We start from the raw sequence: 17,231 nt of genomic DNA on the forward strand, positions 1-17,231 counted from the left end.
TTTGAGTTTGCTTCCATAGTCTCTGGTCTGTGAAATATGACACAGGCTGCAGGTTCTCTGCTGTTTCTGTGGTTTGAGGACTGTCGCATCGGAATTTTTTTCCAGGTGCTCCATTTGTGTCCGGTTGCCGGGACCTGTTCTGTCTTGTTTTTGTTGCAATGGGTGCAGGTGTAAGTATTTTCGCCACTGGTAGTGCAGGTTGCCTTTTTGGTTCCAATCTGTTTCCAGTCGTGGGAAAGTTTCTCGATGACTTTTCCTTCCTTGAGCATTTTTCCGCATTTTTTACAGTATATATCACCTGTGTAACCTTCGACCTCACAAGTTGCCTTCTTTACAAATTTTGTAACTTCGTCATGCCCGGTTGCTGGAATGATTTCCTGAGCCTTGATTACAGTTCCACAAATACTACAGTGGCTTCCTTCCGTCTTTCCAGTGCTCTCACAAGCTGCTGATACGGCTGCATCCTTAATCTCTGTATGTCCGGTTTTCGGAACGCTTTCGATTCTGGTCTTGTGGCAGGTTGTGCAGGTGTAGGTTTTTTCTCCGTCTGTTGTGCACGTTGCTGCTTTGGTAACTTTTCCGCTGTCCCAGGTATGTCCGAGTACTGGAAGAGTTTCCTGTTTTTTAAGTACGGTTCCACAGATACTGCAGTGACTTCCCTCTGTTTTTCCGGTGTTTTCACAGGTTGCTGGTGTTGCTGCATCTTTCACTTCTGTATGACCCGTTTTTGGAATGCTTTCGGTTCTGGCCTTATGACAGGTTGTACAGGTGTAGTTTTTTTCTCCATCTGTTGTGCAGGTTGCTGCAGTGGTAACTTTTCCGCTATCCCAAGTATGTCCTGTTGCCGGAAGAATTTCCTGTTTTTTGATCACTGTGTTGCAGACGCTGCAGTGGCTTCCTTCTGTCTTACCAGTATTCTCGCAGGTTGCTGATACTGCCGCATCTTTTACTTCTTTGTGTCCGGTTTTGCTGATGTTTTCTGTTTTTGTTTTCTTACAGATCGTACAGGTGTAGGTCTTCTGTCCATCTGTTGTGCAGGTTGCCTGTTTCGTGACTTTTCCAGAGTCCCAGGTATGCCCGGCAGCTGGGATTGTCTCCTGTTTTTTAATTACTGTACCGCAGACGCTGCAGTGGCTTCCTTCTGTCTTGCCTGCATTCTCACAAGTTGCTGATACTGCTACATCTTTCACTTCTTTGTGGCCTGTCTTGCTGATACTTTCTGTTTTTATATTCTTGCAGGTCGCACAGGTGTAAGTTCTCTGACCATCTGTTGTACAGGTTGCTTCTCTTGTTATTTTTCCATTATCCCAAGCATGTCCGGTGGATGAAAGGTTCTCTGTTTTTGTGGTTCCACAGGTTGTGCAGGTATAAGTCTTTTTTCCATCCTCTGTACAGGTTGGCTGTTTTGTAATCTTTCCAGAATCCCAGGTATGTTTATTTCCCACACAGTCCTTCAGCACATGAATTACCAGCTCTTTAATTGCGCTGTTATAATTCTCTGTTCCGGCTGCGGTGATCGTGATCGTTGCATCACCAGCCTGTTTTCCTGTGATTACTCCAGTACTGCTGACTGTCACCTTATCTTCCGCACTGGATTTATAAGTGATCTGTCCCTGTCCGCTTGCCTTGATCTGTGCCGTTTCTCCTATTGCAAGGTCTGTCTTATCAATGGAGACTGTCAAGTTCTGGGATGCTTTGTTAATTTTAAACTGTCGTGTGATTTTTCCTGTGTATTTTCCTGTTCCGGTGATTGTAACCGTTGCTGTTCCTGCATTGATGTTATTCGTATAACTTACAGAGTAGTCGCTACCTTTTACCAATGTAATAGTTCCATTTTTCACAGTCACATCCGGTGCCTTTTCTGTTCCGTCATAAGAATACGTGTCCTGGGATAAGCTTAAGCTGTAGCCGCTTAAGTCTTTCTTTACTGGTATAAACTTCCATTTCTGGGCTTTCGTCTCATTGCTTGTCCACATCCATACATTTGCATTATTGGCAACAACTCCATTTTCAACATCAACGCATAAGCCGCTTGCCTTTGATATGATCTTATAATACCCGTCAGATGTTTTTCGCAGGATCCACTGCTGCTGGTTTACCCCATTATACCCATACTGCTGTAAGTTCGTTTTACGTCTTGTATCTGCCCACATAACATCAAGGCTCTTTCCACTGTAGGAATTTATGATCTTATAATACCCGTTTCCAAGATAACTCACATGGAATGTTTCCTTTGCATCCCAGGTATTCGGATAGATCTGGATATTTGCTCCATCCTCTTTTGAACAGTTTTCAACATCCAGTCCCTGCTTTTCATCCAGTGCGGACACGATATGGTATTCATCATCACTGATGGTCTGTCCGTCATCACTTCCACATACAATAAAACGCCATTTCTGCCTGTCCGAACCATTGCACGTCCAGCCTTGTACATTGCTTCCATTTTCCGCTGCTACATCCAGGCACAGGCCATCATGTTTCGAAATGATATTAAACCAGCCACCAGATGATTCCTTAATGATCCACTACTGCTGGTTCACTCCCCCATAAACATAATCATACTGCTGGATATTGCTTCCCTGTTTTGTACCTGCTGCCTGCACATCCAGGCTTTTCCCACTGTTGGTATTTATGATTTTATAATATCCTTTTCCCAGGTAAGTAAGGTCAAATGTCTGTTTGTCATCGTTCAGATTGTCAGAAATCTGGATATTTGTTCCATTGTCCTTCGCCGCACAGTAAACATCCAATCCTTTCGTTGCCCCATCCAATGCTGAAACAATATGATATCTGCCTTCACTGACAGTTTCTCCTATATTGTCTCCCCAGGCAACAAAACGCCATCTCTAGGCATCCGATCCATTTCCGTTCCATACCCGTACATTTGCTCCATTTGATGAATTGCCGTCTTCCACATCCAGATACAGTCCATTTTTCTTGGATATGATGTTAAACCAGCCATTATCTTCCTGTATGATCCACTGCTGCTGGTCTGCCCCTACATAATCATACTGCTGGACATTGGTTCCGGCTGTCATACCGGCTCCATCCACATCAAGACAGCGGCCACTGTTTGAATTTATGATCTTGTATGCACCATTTCCAATATATGTTATATGAAAAGTTTCTGTCCCATCTGCCAGGTTGCTGTATATCTGGATATTGGCAGTATTATCTTTCGATTGGTTACATACATCCAATGCTTTTGAACTGTCTAAAGCCGAAACAATGTGATATTCTCCATCGCTGATGGTCACGCTTCCCTGCGGGATTGGGATGGGTGTTGGTGTCGGATCCGGCTTTCTATTAGATAAAAACAAATCTGCCTCAGCATTTCGCCTTCTTGTCAATCCCGCTAAGACTTGACCTCCTGATTTATTCCAGTTTGTAAATGCTGTACGTATTTGTGCATCAGAATACTTTGTATATCCATTTTTCAAAATTGTCTTTAATTGAAAAGTTTCCGTACTAACCCATACATTTCCCAAATTATATGTAAAACTAACCAACGCATCAAACTGATTTTGTCCTATTGTAATTCTATTAGAATTAAGAAAACTATTTACCGAATTCTCTGTCTTCGCAACATCCTGCTTTAAATACTGGTCTGCCTGTGCCTGAGTAATTGTCATCCCTGCATAGACGTCTGAGCCGTAATGTCCCCATCCTATTGTATAGTATTTTTCTGTTGAAACTGCCTTATATGCCGTCAAACGACAACTCTCAAACTGTTTTATAAGTGAATATCCATTTTCTCCTGTTGTCATTCCTCCTGCCCGGCTGGAAAAAGTATTTATTTCTGAGCCAGTTTCACTTAAAATTTCATCTGTTGATTCTGTTATTTCCTCTGTATCCGTAAATAACTCTGTTTCTATTTCTAAATCTGATGCTCCCTCCTCTGTATCTGTTTCCTCTTCCACTAGTACATCTTCTGGAACATCTTCGATTTCCAAGTCCTCTGAATTTTCCATATCTGAAAAATCCATCTGCTCATCCTCTACCGAAGTCTCCACCCCATCCTCAAAGTCGCTGGCAAGTACATCTATTGGCAAGTTCACCGTAGACATCACCAGTGCAGCCGCCGTTATACAGCTAAACCACTTCTTTGCTTTCTTTTTCATACTCTGTTTCCTCTTTTTTGTGTTTTATTTGCAGATTATAGCAAAACAACAGCTTGTTCTTTTTGAGTCTTTTGTTTTTCTAGCGCAAATTGTTCTTTTATTCCTGCAAATTTCATTATTTTTATGCATTATTTCTTCTCTGGTGCTTGATTTGATTTAATTTTAGTACATATATTTACTAATCGCAATGATAAATATATGTACTATGGTAAAGTTTACCTAAATTGCATGGAAGGAGGCTTTATTTGAATTATATACAACGAATTCGGGATCTTCGTGAAGATGCCGACTGTACGCAGACTCAGATTGCAGAATATCTCGGAACCTCTCAGACTATGTATGCCCGATACGAACGCGGAGCCAATGAAATGCCAATCCGACATTTGATTGCACTGTGTCAGTATTATCAGGTCTCTGCCGACTATATCCTCGGCTTCACCAATATCAAAAAACCTCTTCCTGTAAGAAAACACTCAAGATATAAAAATTAAGGCTGACAGTCATCTCATACGACTGCCAGCCTTAATCTTATCTACACATCCTTACATTCATTTACCTGGATTTCTTATACTGCCAACAATTCAGAATTTTTTATAATATCTTTTATCTGTTCTTCGTCCATTTCTGCCACATCCGCGATCTGAGCAGCTGTATAGCCTTTGTTGTACATTTTCATGATCATTTCCCGTTTACCCATTTCAATTCCGGTTTCAATTCCAGTCTCTTTAATTTTCTGGCTTAAATTACACATAATACTCACATCCTCTTTTAGTATTTTATTTTTTATCACCTCGCATTTTTAACATTTTCTGATAATATGCAATCATTCTTTTTGTTTCCTCTTCACATGTAATGCCGTTTTCACTGGCTTGAGCAAGTAATTCATCATATAAATACATGTCTTCATCATTAAAAATCACACTAACTCTTTTCTCCAATTTTCCAGCAATATGACTGTAATTTTCCGGATATGCATAATAACATTCTTTACACATACTTATATCTTTTTTACTCCAGTTTTCACAATGCTCACATGCCCAAGATTTATCTCTATTTGCTGAAGGTGATAGCAACATAAATCGATCTAAATCCATCATATTCTCTGGATCTCCACCTATTTCATATGGAATGCGATGATCTGGTTGAAGTAACCTTGCAGGATATTCTTCACCGTATAAATTGCACCTGGCACCATAATGTTCCAATAATGCATTTTTTAGTTTTTCCGTCAGTTGTGTTCTTCCAGATGTTTTGGATAACTGATTTTTTCTTTTTGCTTCTTCCCAATCTCCAAATCTATAAGCTGCGATACTTTTTCCTATAGAATCTTTTATTTTGTAAGTTTCCAATGGAATACCTAATTCTCTTACATCTCTTGCAGCCCTCGGAGCATGTTCATAACCAGCATTTTTTAAATCCTCTGTACTGCAATACCCCTTTTCCAGAATCGTATCTATTACAAATCTTGCTCTCTTTTTTGTTACTGCCTTCAACACATCTATAAATTCCTGGGATAAATCCATATTGTGTTTCTCCTTTACGCAAAACATAATTTCATTTGTTCATATTGTTCTTGCCGTTTTATTAAATTTTTACTAGCGTATAATGACTCATACGTAATTTCATTTTTGCCATTGAGTGTTGCCTGTGCCGATACCCCGGCATTTATATAAACATGCGTTAATCCCAATGATTCAGGTAAAGCCTTCCCAATGATTTTATCACCTGTTTTCCCATCATAACTAACTATATAATCTATGCCTTTATCATTTAATTTCTTTAACTGTTCCACAAATTCATCAAATTCGACACCTTGAATATATCTATTATCTCTCGTATTGTCTCTTTTGGAAGTTCCCTGATAAGGAGGATCCATATAGACCAAATCTCCTTTTTGTGCTCCAGATAATACATCTTTATAATCCAAACTTGAAAATGAGGCTTTATCCTTTAACAATTTAGATATCTCTAATGCATTATTAGCAATAACTTTCGGTCTTGTACCATAACGTCTTTTATCACAAGACTGATTTAATTCTCCATTAGAATTATATCTCACCGCCCCTTTTACTACCCTTGCCAACAAAAAGAGCATCCTGGCTGAATCTTTTTTACCTTTATTAAATTCTTCTCTAATTTTATAGAAGTAATCTATATTATTTTCTCCTTCATCAAATTGTCCATTCCATATATCTTCATATGCATCAATTAATTTTAAAGGATTGTTTATACATTCTTCCATAAGATTTACAAGAGGCTCATTAATATCATTAATCCAAAATTCATTACATAGACCTTGTGCAGCGGCTAAAATTGTAATCGCACATGTACCTGCAAATGGTTCAATAAGTCTGTCAAATGATGTTGGGAAAAATTTAACTATTTCTGGGGCTATAATTCTTTTACTCCCCTGATATTGTACTAAATGAGGTATTTTCATAATCATACTCCTTTATTCATCAACAACAATTTCTAATATATCACTTATTTCACAGGACAACGTAAACATGAAATAGAATATCAGTATTCACATTTTCATTCTTGACCTTTTCCCGAACATATTTTCGCATTCTATAAAAAAATATTATCACACTTTTCTTTTTCTAGCAATCTCTTTTCTTAATTAACTATGAACTCTTTTAATTTTAGGATTACTGCTCTCTCCACAGGAATACTTTTGATTCTTTGTTGTGCTATACACCTTCTCGTCTCTCCTCTCACACAAGTATTTTTTACCTTTCATCATAAATTTTTTCCAGATTTAACATAAAAAAAACAGAGCCAACAATCCCAAACAGACTGTCAGCCCTGCTTTCATTCACACATATCCAAATTCAATATTACCCTATTTCGTCAGAACCCTGTAATTCTCTTCCTTATTATAATCCTTATGGATTCCGTCATCTTCGTACAGAGTATAGCTGCTGCCTTCATAGCCAAGCATCTTGAGGTGCTCTGTATCAATATCTTTCACGCACTCTGCCACTTCTGCGAGCGGGATGCATTTGCCGCTTCTGATGAAGAGTGGTACTTCGTTGAGTGCTACGTCTACATAGTGAACTCCTTTTGCGAGGATTTCTTCGGAAATGGTTCCGTCTGGCAGGAACTTGATGAATTTCATTTCTTCCGGCAGGTAAACGTAGCGTCCTCTTGCATTCTGCTCGTAGACCGGTGCGATCATGATCTCGTTTCCGAGGATGAGCTGGTCTTCTACGCGAATCGCCATCTTGTCATCCGGATAAACGAAGCCGAGCGGTTTGAAGTACATGTCATCGTTCAGTGCAGCTTTCATGTACTCGCTGTACAGATACGGTACGAGACGGTATCTGGTATTAATGACATTTCGGAAATCCTCGATGTTTTCGAACTGGTAGCATTCCTGCTCTCTGGTTCCTTCTGCCGCATGATTACGCATTAACGGGGTGAATACACCCAAAGCAAGGAAACGGAGCACCAGATCTCTGGTTGTATCTGCGCCAAATCCGCCAAGGTCGGCACCTGTGTACATGAAACCGCACATATTCAGAGATGGCATCATCTTCAGATTAAGAAGAATGTGTGACCACCAGGATTTATTGTCACCGGTCCAGATTCCACCGTAACGGTGCATTCCGATGTAGGAAGATCTGGAGAACATCAGGAAACGTTTTTCCGGATCAATGCGCTCAAAGGCTTCCCCTGCTGCTCTTGTCATGTTGTAGCCAAAAAGGTTATGCACTTTGTCGTGACGGATTTTTTTGCCATCCACATTGTGGTAAAATCTTCTGTAATCCTCCGGATTGTTTGCAATGCCCTTCATCTTTGCCTGCATATCCCACGGATGGATCCTGCCTTCTGTGTCTTTTGCAAACTCTCCGGCAAGTTCTTTTGCTTCTTTAAGTCCTTCAGAGGAATAAAAGATTGCCGGCTCGTTCATATCGTTCCAGAAGCCTTCAATTCCCTGTTCAATAAGGAAACGATATTTGTCTCCGAACCACTTTCTGGCATCCTTATTCAGCATATCCGGGAAGTGAGTATCTCCCGGCCACACGGCTGCAACGAAATCACTTCCGTCCTCTCTCTTGCAGAAATAGTTGTTTCTGACGCCTTCCTCGTAAACATCGTATCCCGGTTCGACCTTGACTCCGGCATCGATGATTGGAATCAGACGAAGACCCTGGTCCTTCATTTCCTGTACAAATTCCGGAAAATCCGGGAAGTTTTCTTCGCTCAGTGTGAAATCCTTAAAAGACTGCATATAATCAATATCCATGTAGATCATATCGATCGGGATGTGATTCTCGCGATATCCTTTTGCAACAGTGCGGAAATCTTCCTTTGTGGTGTAACCCCAGCGGCTCTGTCCGAAACCAAAAGCAAACTTTGGCGGGATGTAGCTGCGCCCGATCACATGACGGAACTGTTTTACGATATCATAAGCATTTTCGCCCTCAATCACGTAAATATCCAGATCTGCATTTTCGCAGGATACTTTAAGGGTATCCATTCTGGTATATCCGATGTCAAAGGTCAGTTTTGACGGATAGTCAAAAAATAATCCAAACGTCGTCTTGCCGCTCACGATAATGAAGTTGTGAGCTCCGTACAGAGAACGCTTGTCCTCTGTATGCTCCGGATCATCTGTGCAGTTGCTGATGTAGCAGTAGCCTCTTTTGTTGATTCCGCGGTTGGATTCACCCAGGCCATAGACGATATCATCTTCGTCCATGATATAAGTAAAAGCAAATCCCTCTTCCTGACTGACCTCTCCATATGGAAAAACGCCCTCAGTTGTTTCAATTTTTTCGGTCAGTGCCTCCGTGTCAAACGGAGTTCCATATCTGTATTTTCTGATCATCTCTGTGTTCCCTCTTATTTATATAATACAAATGCCTCATATGGTTTCAAAACAATTTTACCTTCAAATACAGTTCTGTCAAGATTTGTGATCAGACATTCTGCACCTTTGAATTCTTCCGGAATCTCCATCTCTGCATTTCTTTCACTGAAATTGCAGACTGTCAGAAGTTTTTCCTGATCCAGTTTTCTTGTGTAAGCAAAAATCTGCTCGTCGTCACGATAAAGCGGTTCAAACTCACCATAAACGATGATGTCTTTTTCTTTACGCAGGCTGATCAGTTTCTGATAGTAATGGAAAATAGAGTTCGGATCTTTGAGCTGCTGCGCCGCATTGATCTCTTTATAGTTCGGGTTCACTTTGATCCAGGACTCACCGTCTGTAAATCCTGCCTGCGCGGAAGTATCCCACTGCATCGGAGTTCTCGCGTTGTCACGACTTCTCAGCATCAGACATTTCATCATGTATTCCGGAGTCATAAGTCCTGATTCCGTAAGTTCTGTAAAGAAATTGATACTCTCAATATCACGATAGTCTTCCAGTTTATCGAAGTAGACATTTGTCATACCAAGCTCTTCACCCTGATATACATACGGCGTTCCCTGCATCATATGAAGACAGGTTGCCAGCATTTTTGCGGAAGTCTCTCTGTATGCCGGATTGTCATTTCCAAATCGGCTGACACTTCTCGGCTGATCATGATTTCCAAGAAACAGGCTGTTCCATGCTTTGCCCTGAAGTTCTTCCTGCCATTTGATCATGATGCGCTTGAACTCTTTGAAATCATATTTCTCAGTTGTCCACTTTCCGTAATCACCGCTTCCATTATCCACATGCTCAAACTGAAATACCATATTCAGTTCTTTTCCGGCTTCTCCCGCATATTTCTGTGCCTCTTCGATAGTAACTCCTGAAGTTTCACCAACTGTCATGATATCATATCTGGAAAGTACTTCTCTGTTCATTTCCTGAAGAAATTCATGAACCCTCGGACCATGTACGCAATATGGTCCAAAATCGCCATAGAGACTATTGTTCATTTCTCCGTCCGGAAATGCCTGATCTTTGGAAATCATACTGATAACATCCATACGGAAGCCATCGATTCCTTTTTCACACCAGAATGTCATCATATCATAAACTTCCTGGCGGACTTTTTCGTTTTCCCAGTTGAGATCCGGCTGTTTCTTCGAGAACAGATGCAGGTAATACATTTGGGTCTGGGCATCATATTCCCATGCGGAACCGCCGAATACACCGCCCCAGTTGTTTGGTTCTTTTCCGTTGACCGGTTCTTTCCAGATATAGTAATCACGGTACGGATTGTCTTTGGACTTGCGGCTTTCGATGAACCAGTTGTGTTCATCGGAAGTGTGATTGACAACGAGATCCATCAGGATCTTGATGCCGCGTTTGTGTGCCTCGGCAAGCAGTTCTTCGTAGTCTTCCATTGTTCCGTAGTCTTTGTAGATCTTCTGATAATCAGAGATATCGTAACCGTTGTCATCCTGTGGAGACTCAAGCATTGGAGAGATCCACAGCACATTTACGCCAAGTTCTTTCAGATAATCAAGTTTCTGTATGATTCCTCTGATATCTCCAATACCATCTCCATTGCTGTCATTAAAACTTTTCGGGTAGATCTGATATACGACGCTTTCTTTCCACCATTTTTTCTCCATGCTATAAGCCTCCTATTTATTATTGTTTTATTGACCGATACCTACGAATTACTCCGCTGTTGCACAGCTCACGTAATTCTACAGCCATTCGGAATCCACAGATTTACTCCGTAAATCGCTACTTCCTCATGTCTGGCGGGTTCCAAGTTCAAATGTCTTATCCTGCAAGCAGGAACGACATTCTGAACTTTTAACCCTGGTATCTCACTTAACCGCACCGGCAACCACACCGTTCATGATCCATTTCTGGCAGAAGAGGTATACGATCAGTACAGGGGCAAGAACCAGCAGATAGGATGCGAATGCCAGGTTGTAATCTACAGAGAACTGTTTTTTGAATACGTACTGTGCAAGCTGTAATGTCTGCTGACTCTCATCGCTCAAAAGTACCAGCGGCATGGTGAAGTCGTTCCATGTCCACATAAATGAAAGGATTGCTACGGTTGCAGTGGTAGGTTTCAGTACCGGGAAAATGATCCGGCTGAATGTCTGGATCGGGTTTGCACCATCGATCATTGCTGCTTCATCCAGTGCCTCCGGGATTGCTTTGACAGCACCTGTATAAAGGAAGGTGTTCATCGGCAGACCGAAGATGATATACAGGAATGTGATTCCGTAGATGTTGTCCAAATGGAAAGTATTTGCCTGTACAACTAACGGAAGCATGATTACCTGGAACGGAATGAACATTGCACTGATAAAGTAGTAATACATGATTGAGAAGAATTTACTCTTCTTTCTGTTTCTTGTGATCGCATATGCTGCGAATGAGTTTGTGATCAGGGTAAAGATCAGGTTGATCACGGTAATAAAAGCTGTGTTAAAAAATTTCCTCGGGAAATTTGTCATATTCCAGGCATCGACAAAGTTCTGAAGACGAAGTTTTGTCGGAAGTGCCAGGATATTGTTCATGTCTGACGGATCTTTGATTGCGATCATCAGTGCCATATACAGAGGCAGAAGGATGATCAGCACGATTCCTGCGATCAGAAGAATGGTCACAGGCCAGTTGTAACGTTCTTTTACGTTTGCTGTACGACGTTTCATCCTAATTTCTCCTCTCTCTTTTCAAGTATACGTAACTGGAACACGGAAATCAATACTACTACGATAAAAAGCATGACTGCGTTGGCTGACTGGTAAGCAAACTGACCGCCGCCGAAGCCTTTCTTATAAATAAGTACTGCGATAGAAGTTGTACTGGTTCCCGGTCCACCTTCTGTCATCGCCATGATCTGGTCGTAAACCATCAGGTATCCTTTTGCAGAAAGTACCATGTTGATGGTAAAGGATGGTGCCAGAAGCGGGAAGGTGATCTTGGTAAATCTGCGGAAGCCGGTTGCTCCGTCGAGGTCTGCTGCTTCGTACACATCCGTATCAATAGACTGCAGGCCTGCGATATAGATCAGGGTGTTGAATGCACATCCGGTCCATACAGCAACGGCGATGATTCCCCATATCGCATGATTGGTACCAAGGATGTTTACGCTTAATGCCTGGATCCCGAGGCTCTTTCCGAGCTGTGGGATCAGGTTTGCAAAAATATAGTTAAAAATAAATCCAACGATCAGGCTTCCAAGCATATATGGAAGAAAGTAAAAAGCTTTGATCGTGTTTTTGAATTTGATCTTCGCATTCAGTGCACACGCAAGGATCAGACTGATCACATTTACAAGGATCGTTGCGATCACTGCAAACTTGAAAGTGAACAGGTATGCATTTCCTGTATCTGCATCTGAGAACATGTGCAGATAGTTGCGCAGACCAACAAAGTTCCAGTCTCCATATCCTTTCCAGTCCGTAAAGCTGTACAAAACGCCTCTCAGGAACGGGATCGTATGGAAGATAAAGAATAATATTGCAAGGATTCCTACATAAATGTAATAAACTTTATTAACAGCAGGTCTTTTGCGGGCTGTTTTTTTCTTCATGGGATCATCTCCTCACTTAATCTACATTAGCGATGTCGTATTTTTCATCACACTGTTTCAGGAACTGGTCCATATTTTCCTGATTGTCCATTCCATTGGAATAGTTCAGGCACATTTCAGAAATAAGTGCGGAAAGATCAAATCCTGACGGATAGTAGTGATCCGGAAAGTTTGCTACTTTGCCGTTGGCGATATCTTCTTTGACACCAGCAACTGTTTCATTGTTCTGCTCTACACCTTTGATAGCGGAGAATGCGAACTGATCGTCGATATAGGTCTGTGCGTTTTCCGGCTCCATCATGAAGGAAACGAATTCTTTTGCCATATCTTCGTTTGCGCTGTCTTTGCATACGCCAAGAAGTACGTCAACACCTGATGTTACATAGTTTTTGGATTCATCATTGGATGCCGGAAGTGCAAACATGTTGACATTCAGATCTGCATTAGCACTCTTGTACTGATTGATCGCCCAGTTTCCGTTGATGATCATGACTGAATCACCGTTTGCAAAAGCTTTGTTTCCATCGTCATAAGTCAGACCCATGAAGTCATCCTGTGCATAGTCAAGGAGTGTCAGATATTTTTCTACGATCTCTTCGTGAGTTCCCACGAATGTTGTTTTGCCTTCTTTACGGTCGTCTGTGAATCCTTCCGGCTGAAGATCAGGTGCCATGCTGTTCCATGGGCAGAGGCTTGTCCATGCATCTTTGTAAGTCATAAGAAGCGGCTGCTCTCCTGCATCTTTGATCTGGTCAAGTACGTCAATGAACTCATCCCATGTCTTTGGAATTTCAAGCCCGAGTTCTTCAAATTTGTCTACGTTATAGATGACACCAGATGCGTTTGTTGCGTATGGAACGCCGTATGCTTTTTCTTCTTTGTCTTTGTTTACGTCATAAACCATCTGCATATAAGAATCCTGGATGTTGGAGATGTAATCCTGATCACTTAAGTCAACCAGCATTCCTGCACTCTCTACTTCTGTATAGTTGTTGTCTCCACCCATCATTACGATGTCAGGCATATCGTTCTTTGCCATTCTTGTCTTTAATACAGTTCCTGCATCTGCCGGAGCTGTGATCTTGATCGTCACGTCCTCATGTGTTTCATTGAATTTATCTACAAGCTGCTGAAGAACGTCTTTGTTTTCTGCTTTACTGGAAAACAGTTCCAGCTCTGTTTTTCCACCCTTTGCAGAAGAATCCCCGTCGGAAGATCCGCCGCATCCAGTTACAGTGAGCATACCTGCCATTAAGGCACCAACCATTAATACGCTGATAATTTTTTTATTTTTCATCTTTTCTTTCCTCCATGATGTTTGTTTACAAGTATGAAGGCTGCGCAGCACCAGAAGTTTACGAAACATTACCCCGGACACGTCTGTCCTGTTCCCTTTTGGTGAGTTTATCATAACCCCACTGCCTCTATAAAATCAATAGGTTTCTCGCGAAACTTAAATTGTAGACAAAGTTTAGCTTCTGTTTTTATGCACTTTGAACAAAAAAAAGAAGGACTCTGTCATTCTTTGACAGAATCCCTTTTGACCAGATAGACCGGACTTTTTACATTTAGTTCTTTCAGGTTTTCTCCCTGGATCAGTTTCATTAGACGTATCAGTGCCAGATGTGCTTTTTGCTGGATATCCTGATGAACTGTTGTCAGCTTCGGCCGGACCATGCTTGCATATATACTGTCATCGTAACCCGTGATGGAAATCTGATCTGGAACACTGATCCCCTCATCAAAAAAGAAGTTCATCGCCTCGATCGCGTCATAATCTGAGGAAAAAGCCAGTGCTTTTGCTTCAAGGAAACGTGGAAGGAGTTCTCTGTATTTCCGAAGACGTGGATTTTTGTCACCCGGGACGACGATATACCGGGAACGGCTGCAGAATTTCCCTTGCTTCTCCATCGCCTGTTTGAAGCCCATCCAGCGGTAATAATCGCTGTCCTGATCGGTTTCTGCGATGAACAGGGCTTTCTCATAGCCGCGGGAATAGAGGTATTCCCCGATCTGATAACCGCCGGAGTAATCGTCTACACCAACATTCTGGAAGGTGTAGGCTCCCTTGGGGTAGGCATCGATCAGGATCATTTTTTTGTTCAGCTTGCGGGAAAGTCTGCGGTACTGATCTTTGTCATAACCGAGGATGATGAGACCTTCTACGTTCCATTTGGAAGCAATGTCCACTACATTCTGGATGTTTTCTCCGCCGATGAGCATGACGTAGTAGCCTTTTTCTTCGGTTTCCTTCTGGATAGTTCCGATCAGTTCGCCTACGAACGGGTCCTGAAGGGACTGCATGCCGTGCGTGTAGGCAAAACCTAAAACTACTCCGATGATCCTGGAACCGTGACCGGAAAGCATCACGGAGCCCATGTGTGGGACATAGTTCTGTTCTTTGAGGATTGCCATTATTTTATCAATGGTTGCCTGGGAAACCCTTTTGGTTTTGCCGTTGATGACATTTGATACGGTGGTGCGGCTGACGCCTGCCATTTCCGCGATGTCCTGAAGACGGATCATATATTGTTCAGCCTCCTTTTGTTTCGTATGTTTTAATCTGTTTTGGTATATTTTAGTGTGTGTTGCGGCGTTATAGATGTTATTCGTTTATGAACCTGATGGAATTCTGACAAGAAGCTTCTGTCCGTCTTTTTCTGCTGCTGTGAGAACCGGGATGTGTTTCTTTCGGAGTGCATGTACGATCGGGTATGCTGCGAAGAGATTTTCTCCGACGAAAACAGCTTCCGGCTTGTATTTGAGGATTTTTCTGACCTGATCTTTGATCCGGACTTTCCATTCCTGTTTCTCCATGGACACTTCGGCGTAGATTCCCTGGATTTCCAGTTCCGGAAGGGCTGGGAAATCTATGTGGATGATCTCTGCTGCCTGTAATTTAGGGAGCTGGTGGAGAAGTTCGTCGTATTCTGCTGCTCCACCAAAGCTTACGATTACAGGTTTCTCGTGAAACTGTTCCATACTGAGCTTACATGCCTGTACTGCATCTGCAAGTTCACCGGTAGTCATAAGAAAACCGCCTTTATGGCAGAAATTTGCTGTTTTGAGACCGGTTGCTGCCTTGAGTTCTTCGTTTTCGAGACCGAGCCATTCTGGCGGGAAACTGCATTTGTAATTCATAGAGTATTCTTTTTTCTGAGGCTGAATGCAGTAGCCACCTCTGTTAGATGGAAAGATCACGAAGGCAATCTGTGTCTCGGAGAGGAATTTCTGGCAGGGAACAAATTCCGGGAGGGTGAGGATTCTTGCGTCATCTCTGTGCTTTTCTCTGTCGTGAAACGCCTGCTGATGTCTGGCATAGATTTCTTCTACTCGTTTGTCGGCACGTTCGTTGCCTCTGTATCGTTCGAATTTATTTTCCAGAATCATCCCGGCAACGCTGACTGCCTGAAAAAAAGCTTCGTCGTTACCACCCTCAGCATCCCAGGTCGGGTTGAAGTTTCCGATCAGAATTGCAAGTTCGTTCTTCTCACCGGTATTATCGTTGTTATCAAGCGGCTGCACGAAAGCTTCATCGAATTTCTGCGCCAGTTCTTCGCCAAGGATCTCCGGTCCAAGCTCCTCCCACAGAAGTCCAAATGCTGCATATGGGACGCCATTTTCACGGATCCTGCTGTCTTTCTGGTGGTGATCATATTTTCCTCTGCCGATATCAAAAACAATCCCGTCGAAGTCATCCGGCACGCGGTTGCCGCGTAGGATCGTGATCTCAGGGTTCAAATATAATAACAGCGCAGATGAAAAAACGTCATCTGCGTGGAATTTGCCACTGTGGGTGAATGCGGTGGCGGATTGGGTGCGGATTTTATTTAGTAGATCATTCATGTTGTGTGGTGCTCCTCTTATTTTGTAAATAATGCGTCAAATACCTATTTTATATCCACAGATATACATTTTTCGTATATCTCTGAAGAATAATTGACGCTCACTCTTGTTGCACATTTTGTTCTATGACATAATGGTTATGTTGTCCAACCGATACCCGGCAACGGGAGGAGGTGAACTGCATGGATACTGTAATCTCGTTTCTTGTCTCCTGTACGGCAAGCATATTTGCCTACTATGTTTGCAAATGGCTAGACGGAGACAAATAGGGCAACTCTAACCTAGTGGTTTTCCTGTCCACTATAAAAAGCAAGAAGAAGCCCCCAGTATTGGTGCTACTGAGGGCTTCATTCTTTTTGTCCGCATGGACTTGTAATCTCTTTGCCTACTGGCATTATAGCATATGCACTTCTCATTTGCAATATACTTTTTCACACCATCTCCACATACCTTCCCCCTGGTTACTGTTCAAGGGTATGCATAGCCCATTGTAAAAAGTGACGAAATTTATTTTTTGTTTTGTGGATAACCAGTTCCAGCAGGAAAAATTATGTTTATAGTCTTTCCTGCTGTTTCTTTTTTGAAGAGTTATCCACCGGATTTTATCTTACACAGTACATTTTTTTATAGCCTTACCATATAGTCCTTATTTTTCAAGATACAAAATACCTGCTTATCCGCAGTCATATTGACGAAAGGACAATTCCTGGAAATTCGCTTTTTTCCCATGTTTCTGCTATACTTCTCTATAAGAAAGAGAGGGCTGCCTTATGGACATTGATTTAAAAGAAGAGATCAGAAAACAGGATGAGCT

At 42.0% G+C, this 17,231-nt stretch carries 13 protein-coding genes and 1 pseudogene; 1 reads left to right on the forward strand and 13 read right to left on the reverse strand.

Annotated features, from left to right (window positions below):
- The 3 genes and pseudogenes from WMO75_RS15565 to WMO75_RS15575 form a co-directional block, all read right to left on the reverse strand.
- A partial coding sequence (locus WMO75_RS15565) for an RICIN domain-containing protein (RefSeq protein WP_349078448.1) occupies positions 1-2,522 on the reverse strand: 2,522 nt, incomplete at its 3' end.
- Positions 2,523-2,525: 3 nt separating this feature from the next.
- Positions 2,526-2,834 (reverse strand): annotated as a pseudogene (locus tag WMO75_RS15570) (RICIN domain-containing protein); the annotation flags it as partial.
- Between the two features lie 12 nt (positions 2,835-2,846).
- On the reverse strand, positions 2,847-4,121 hold the full coding sequence (locus tag WMO75_RS15575; protein WP_158583604.1) for a glycoside hydrolase family protein: 1,275 nt from the start codon (positions 4,119-4,121) through the stop codon (positions 2,847-2,849).
- Positions 4,122-4,366: 245 nt separating this feature from the next.
- Between WMO75_RS15575 and WMO75_RS15580 the strand changes: the two genes are divergently transcribed.
- On the forward strand, positions 4,367-4,612 hold the full coding sequence (locus WMO75_RS15580; protein WP_022213837.1) for a helix-turn-helix domain-containing protein: 246 nt from the start codon (positions 4,367-4,369) through the stop codon (positions 4,610-4,612).
- Between the two features lie 74 nt (positions 4,613-4,686).
- Here the strand turns inward: WMO75_RS15580 and WMO75_RS15585 are convergent, their stop codons facing one another.
- From WMO75_RS15585 to WMO75_RS15630, 10 genes are all read right to left on the reverse strand, one after another.
- Positions 4,687-4,872 (reverse strand): hypothetical protein, encoded by a 186-nt coding sequence (locus WMO75_RS15585; RefSeq protein WP_118698034.1) that lies wholly within the window; start codon positions 4,870-4,872, stop codon positions 4,687-4,689.
- A 25-nt stretch (positions 4,873-4,897) separates the two neighbouring features.
- On the reverse strand, positions 4,898-5,644 hold the full coding sequence (locus WMO75_RS15590; protein WP_302700145.1) for a hypothetical protein: 747 nt from the start codon (positions 5,642-5,644) through the stop codon (positions 4,898-4,900).
- 14 nt (positions 5,645-5,658) lie between these two features.
- Positions 5,659-6,561 carry a Dam family site-specific DNA-(adenine-N6)-methyltransferase gene (locus WMO75_RS15595; RefSeq protein WP_158583603.1) on the reverse strand — a complete coding sequence of 301 codons (903 nt, stop codon included), beginning with the start codon at positions 6,559-6,561 and terminating at the stop codon, positions 5,659-5,661.
- A 405-nt stretch (positions 6,562-6,966) separates the two neighbouring features.
- Positions 6,967-8,958, reverse strand: a complete 1,992-nt coding sequence (locus tag WMO75_RS15600) for a glycoside hydrolase family 31 protein (protein WP_118698032.1) — start codon at positions 8,956-8,958, stop codon at positions 6,967-6,969.
- A 14-nt stretch (positions 8,959-8,972) separates the two neighbouring features.
- Complete coding sequence (locus WMO75_RS15605) at positions 8,973-10,640, reverse strand: glycoside hydrolase family 13 protein (RefSeq protein WP_118698031.1); 1,668 nt, start codon at positions 10,638-10,640, stop codon at positions 8,973-8,975.
- A 204-nt stretch (positions 10,641-10,844) separates the two neighbouring features.
- Positions 10,845-11,687: a carbohydrate ABC transporter permease gene (locus WMO75_RS15610; RefSeq protein ID WP_118698030.1), complete on the reverse strand. Its 843-nt coding sequence runs from the start codon at positions 11,685-11,687 to the stop codon at positions 10,845-10,847.
- Positions 11,684-12,571 (reverse strand): carbohydrate ABC transporter permease, encoded by an 888-nt coding sequence (locus WMO75_RS15615; RefSeq protein ID WP_118698029.1) that lies wholly within the window; start codon positions 12,569-12,571, stop codon positions 11,684-11,686. Before WMO75_RS15615 ends, WMO75_RS15610 begins: the two co-directional genes overlap by 4 nt.
- A gap of 16 nt (positions 12,572-12,587) precedes the next feature.
- Positions 12,588-13,868: an ABC transporter substrate-binding protein gene (locus WMO75_RS15620; RefSeq protein WP_022213843.1), complete on the reverse strand. Its 1,281-nt coding sequence runs from the start codon at positions 13,866-13,868 to the stop codon at positions 12,588-12,590.
- 221 nt (positions 13,869-14,089) lie between these two features.
- Positions 14,090-15,097 (reverse strand): LacI family DNA-binding transcriptional regulator, encoded by a 1,008-nt coding sequence (locus tag WMO75_RS15625; RefSeq protein ID WP_349078446.1) that lies wholly within the window; start codon positions 15,095-15,097, stop codon positions 14,090-14,092.
- A gap of 87 nt (positions 15,098-15,184) precedes the next feature.
- Complete coding sequence (locus WMO75_RS15630; RefSeq protein ID WP_118698027.1) at positions 15,185-16,417, reverse strand: MYG1 family protein; 1,233 nt, start codon at positions 16,415-16,417, stop codon at positions 15,185-15,187.
- Positions 16,418-17,231 lie beyond the last annotated feature (814 nt).

It is taken from the genome of Blautia intestinihominis, from assembly GCF_040096655.1.
Classification (GTDB): Bacteria; Bacillota; Clostridia; order Lachnospirales; family Lachnospiraceae; genus Blautia_A; species Blautia_A intestinihominis.

What these genes read in the sequence shown, in the direction of transcription:
- WMO75_RS15625 (WP_349078446.1), bottom strand. Translation starts at nt 15,097, where the DNA reads ATGATCCGTCTTCAGGACATCGCGGAAATGGCAGGCGTCAGCCGCACC.
- WMO75_RS15605 (WP_118698031.1), bottom strand. Translation starts at nt 10,640, where the DNA reads ATGGAGAAAAAATGGTGGAAAGAAAGCGTCGTATATCAGATCTACCCG.
- WMO75_RS15620 (WP_022213843.1), bottom strand. Translation starts at nt 13,868, where the DNA reads ATGAAAAATAAAAAAATTATCAGCGTATTAATGGTTGGTGCCTTAATG.
- WMO75_RS15630 (WP_118698027.1), bottom strand. Translation starts at nt 16,417, where the DNA reads ATGAATGATCTACTAAATAAAATCCGCACCCAATCCGCCACCGCATTC.
- WMO75_RS15590 (WP_302700145.1), bottom strand. Translation starts at nt 5,644, where the DNA reads ATGGATTTATCCCAGGAATTTATAGATGTGTTGAAGGCAGTAACAAAA.
- WMO75_RS15595 (WP_158583603.1), bottom strand. Translation starts at nt 6,561, where the DNA reads ATGAAAATACCTCATTTAGTACAATATCAGGGGAGTAAAAGAATTATA.
- WMO75_RS15575 (WP_158583604.1), bottom strand. Translation starts at nt 4,121, where the DNA reads ATGAAAAAGAAAGCAAAGAAGTGGTTTAGCTGTATAACGGCGGCTGCA.
- WMO75_RS15585 (WP_118698034.1), bottom strand. Translation starts at nt 4,872, where the DNA reads ATGTGTAATTTAAGCCAGAAAATTAAAGAGACTGGAATTGAAACCGGA.
- WMO75_RS15600 (WP_118698032.1), bottom strand. Translation starts at nt 8,958, where the DNA reads ATGATCAGAAAATACAGATATGGAACTCCGTTTGACACGGAGGCACTG.
- WMO75_RS15615 (WP_118698029.1), bottom strand. Translation starts at nt 12,571, where the DNA reads ATGAAGAAAAAAACAGCCCGCAAAAGACCTGCTGTTAATAAAGTTTAT.
- WMO75_RS15610 (WP_118698030.1), bottom strand. Translation starts at nt 11,687, where the DNA reads ATGAAACGTCGTACAGCAAACGTAAAAGAACGTTACAACTGGCCTGTG.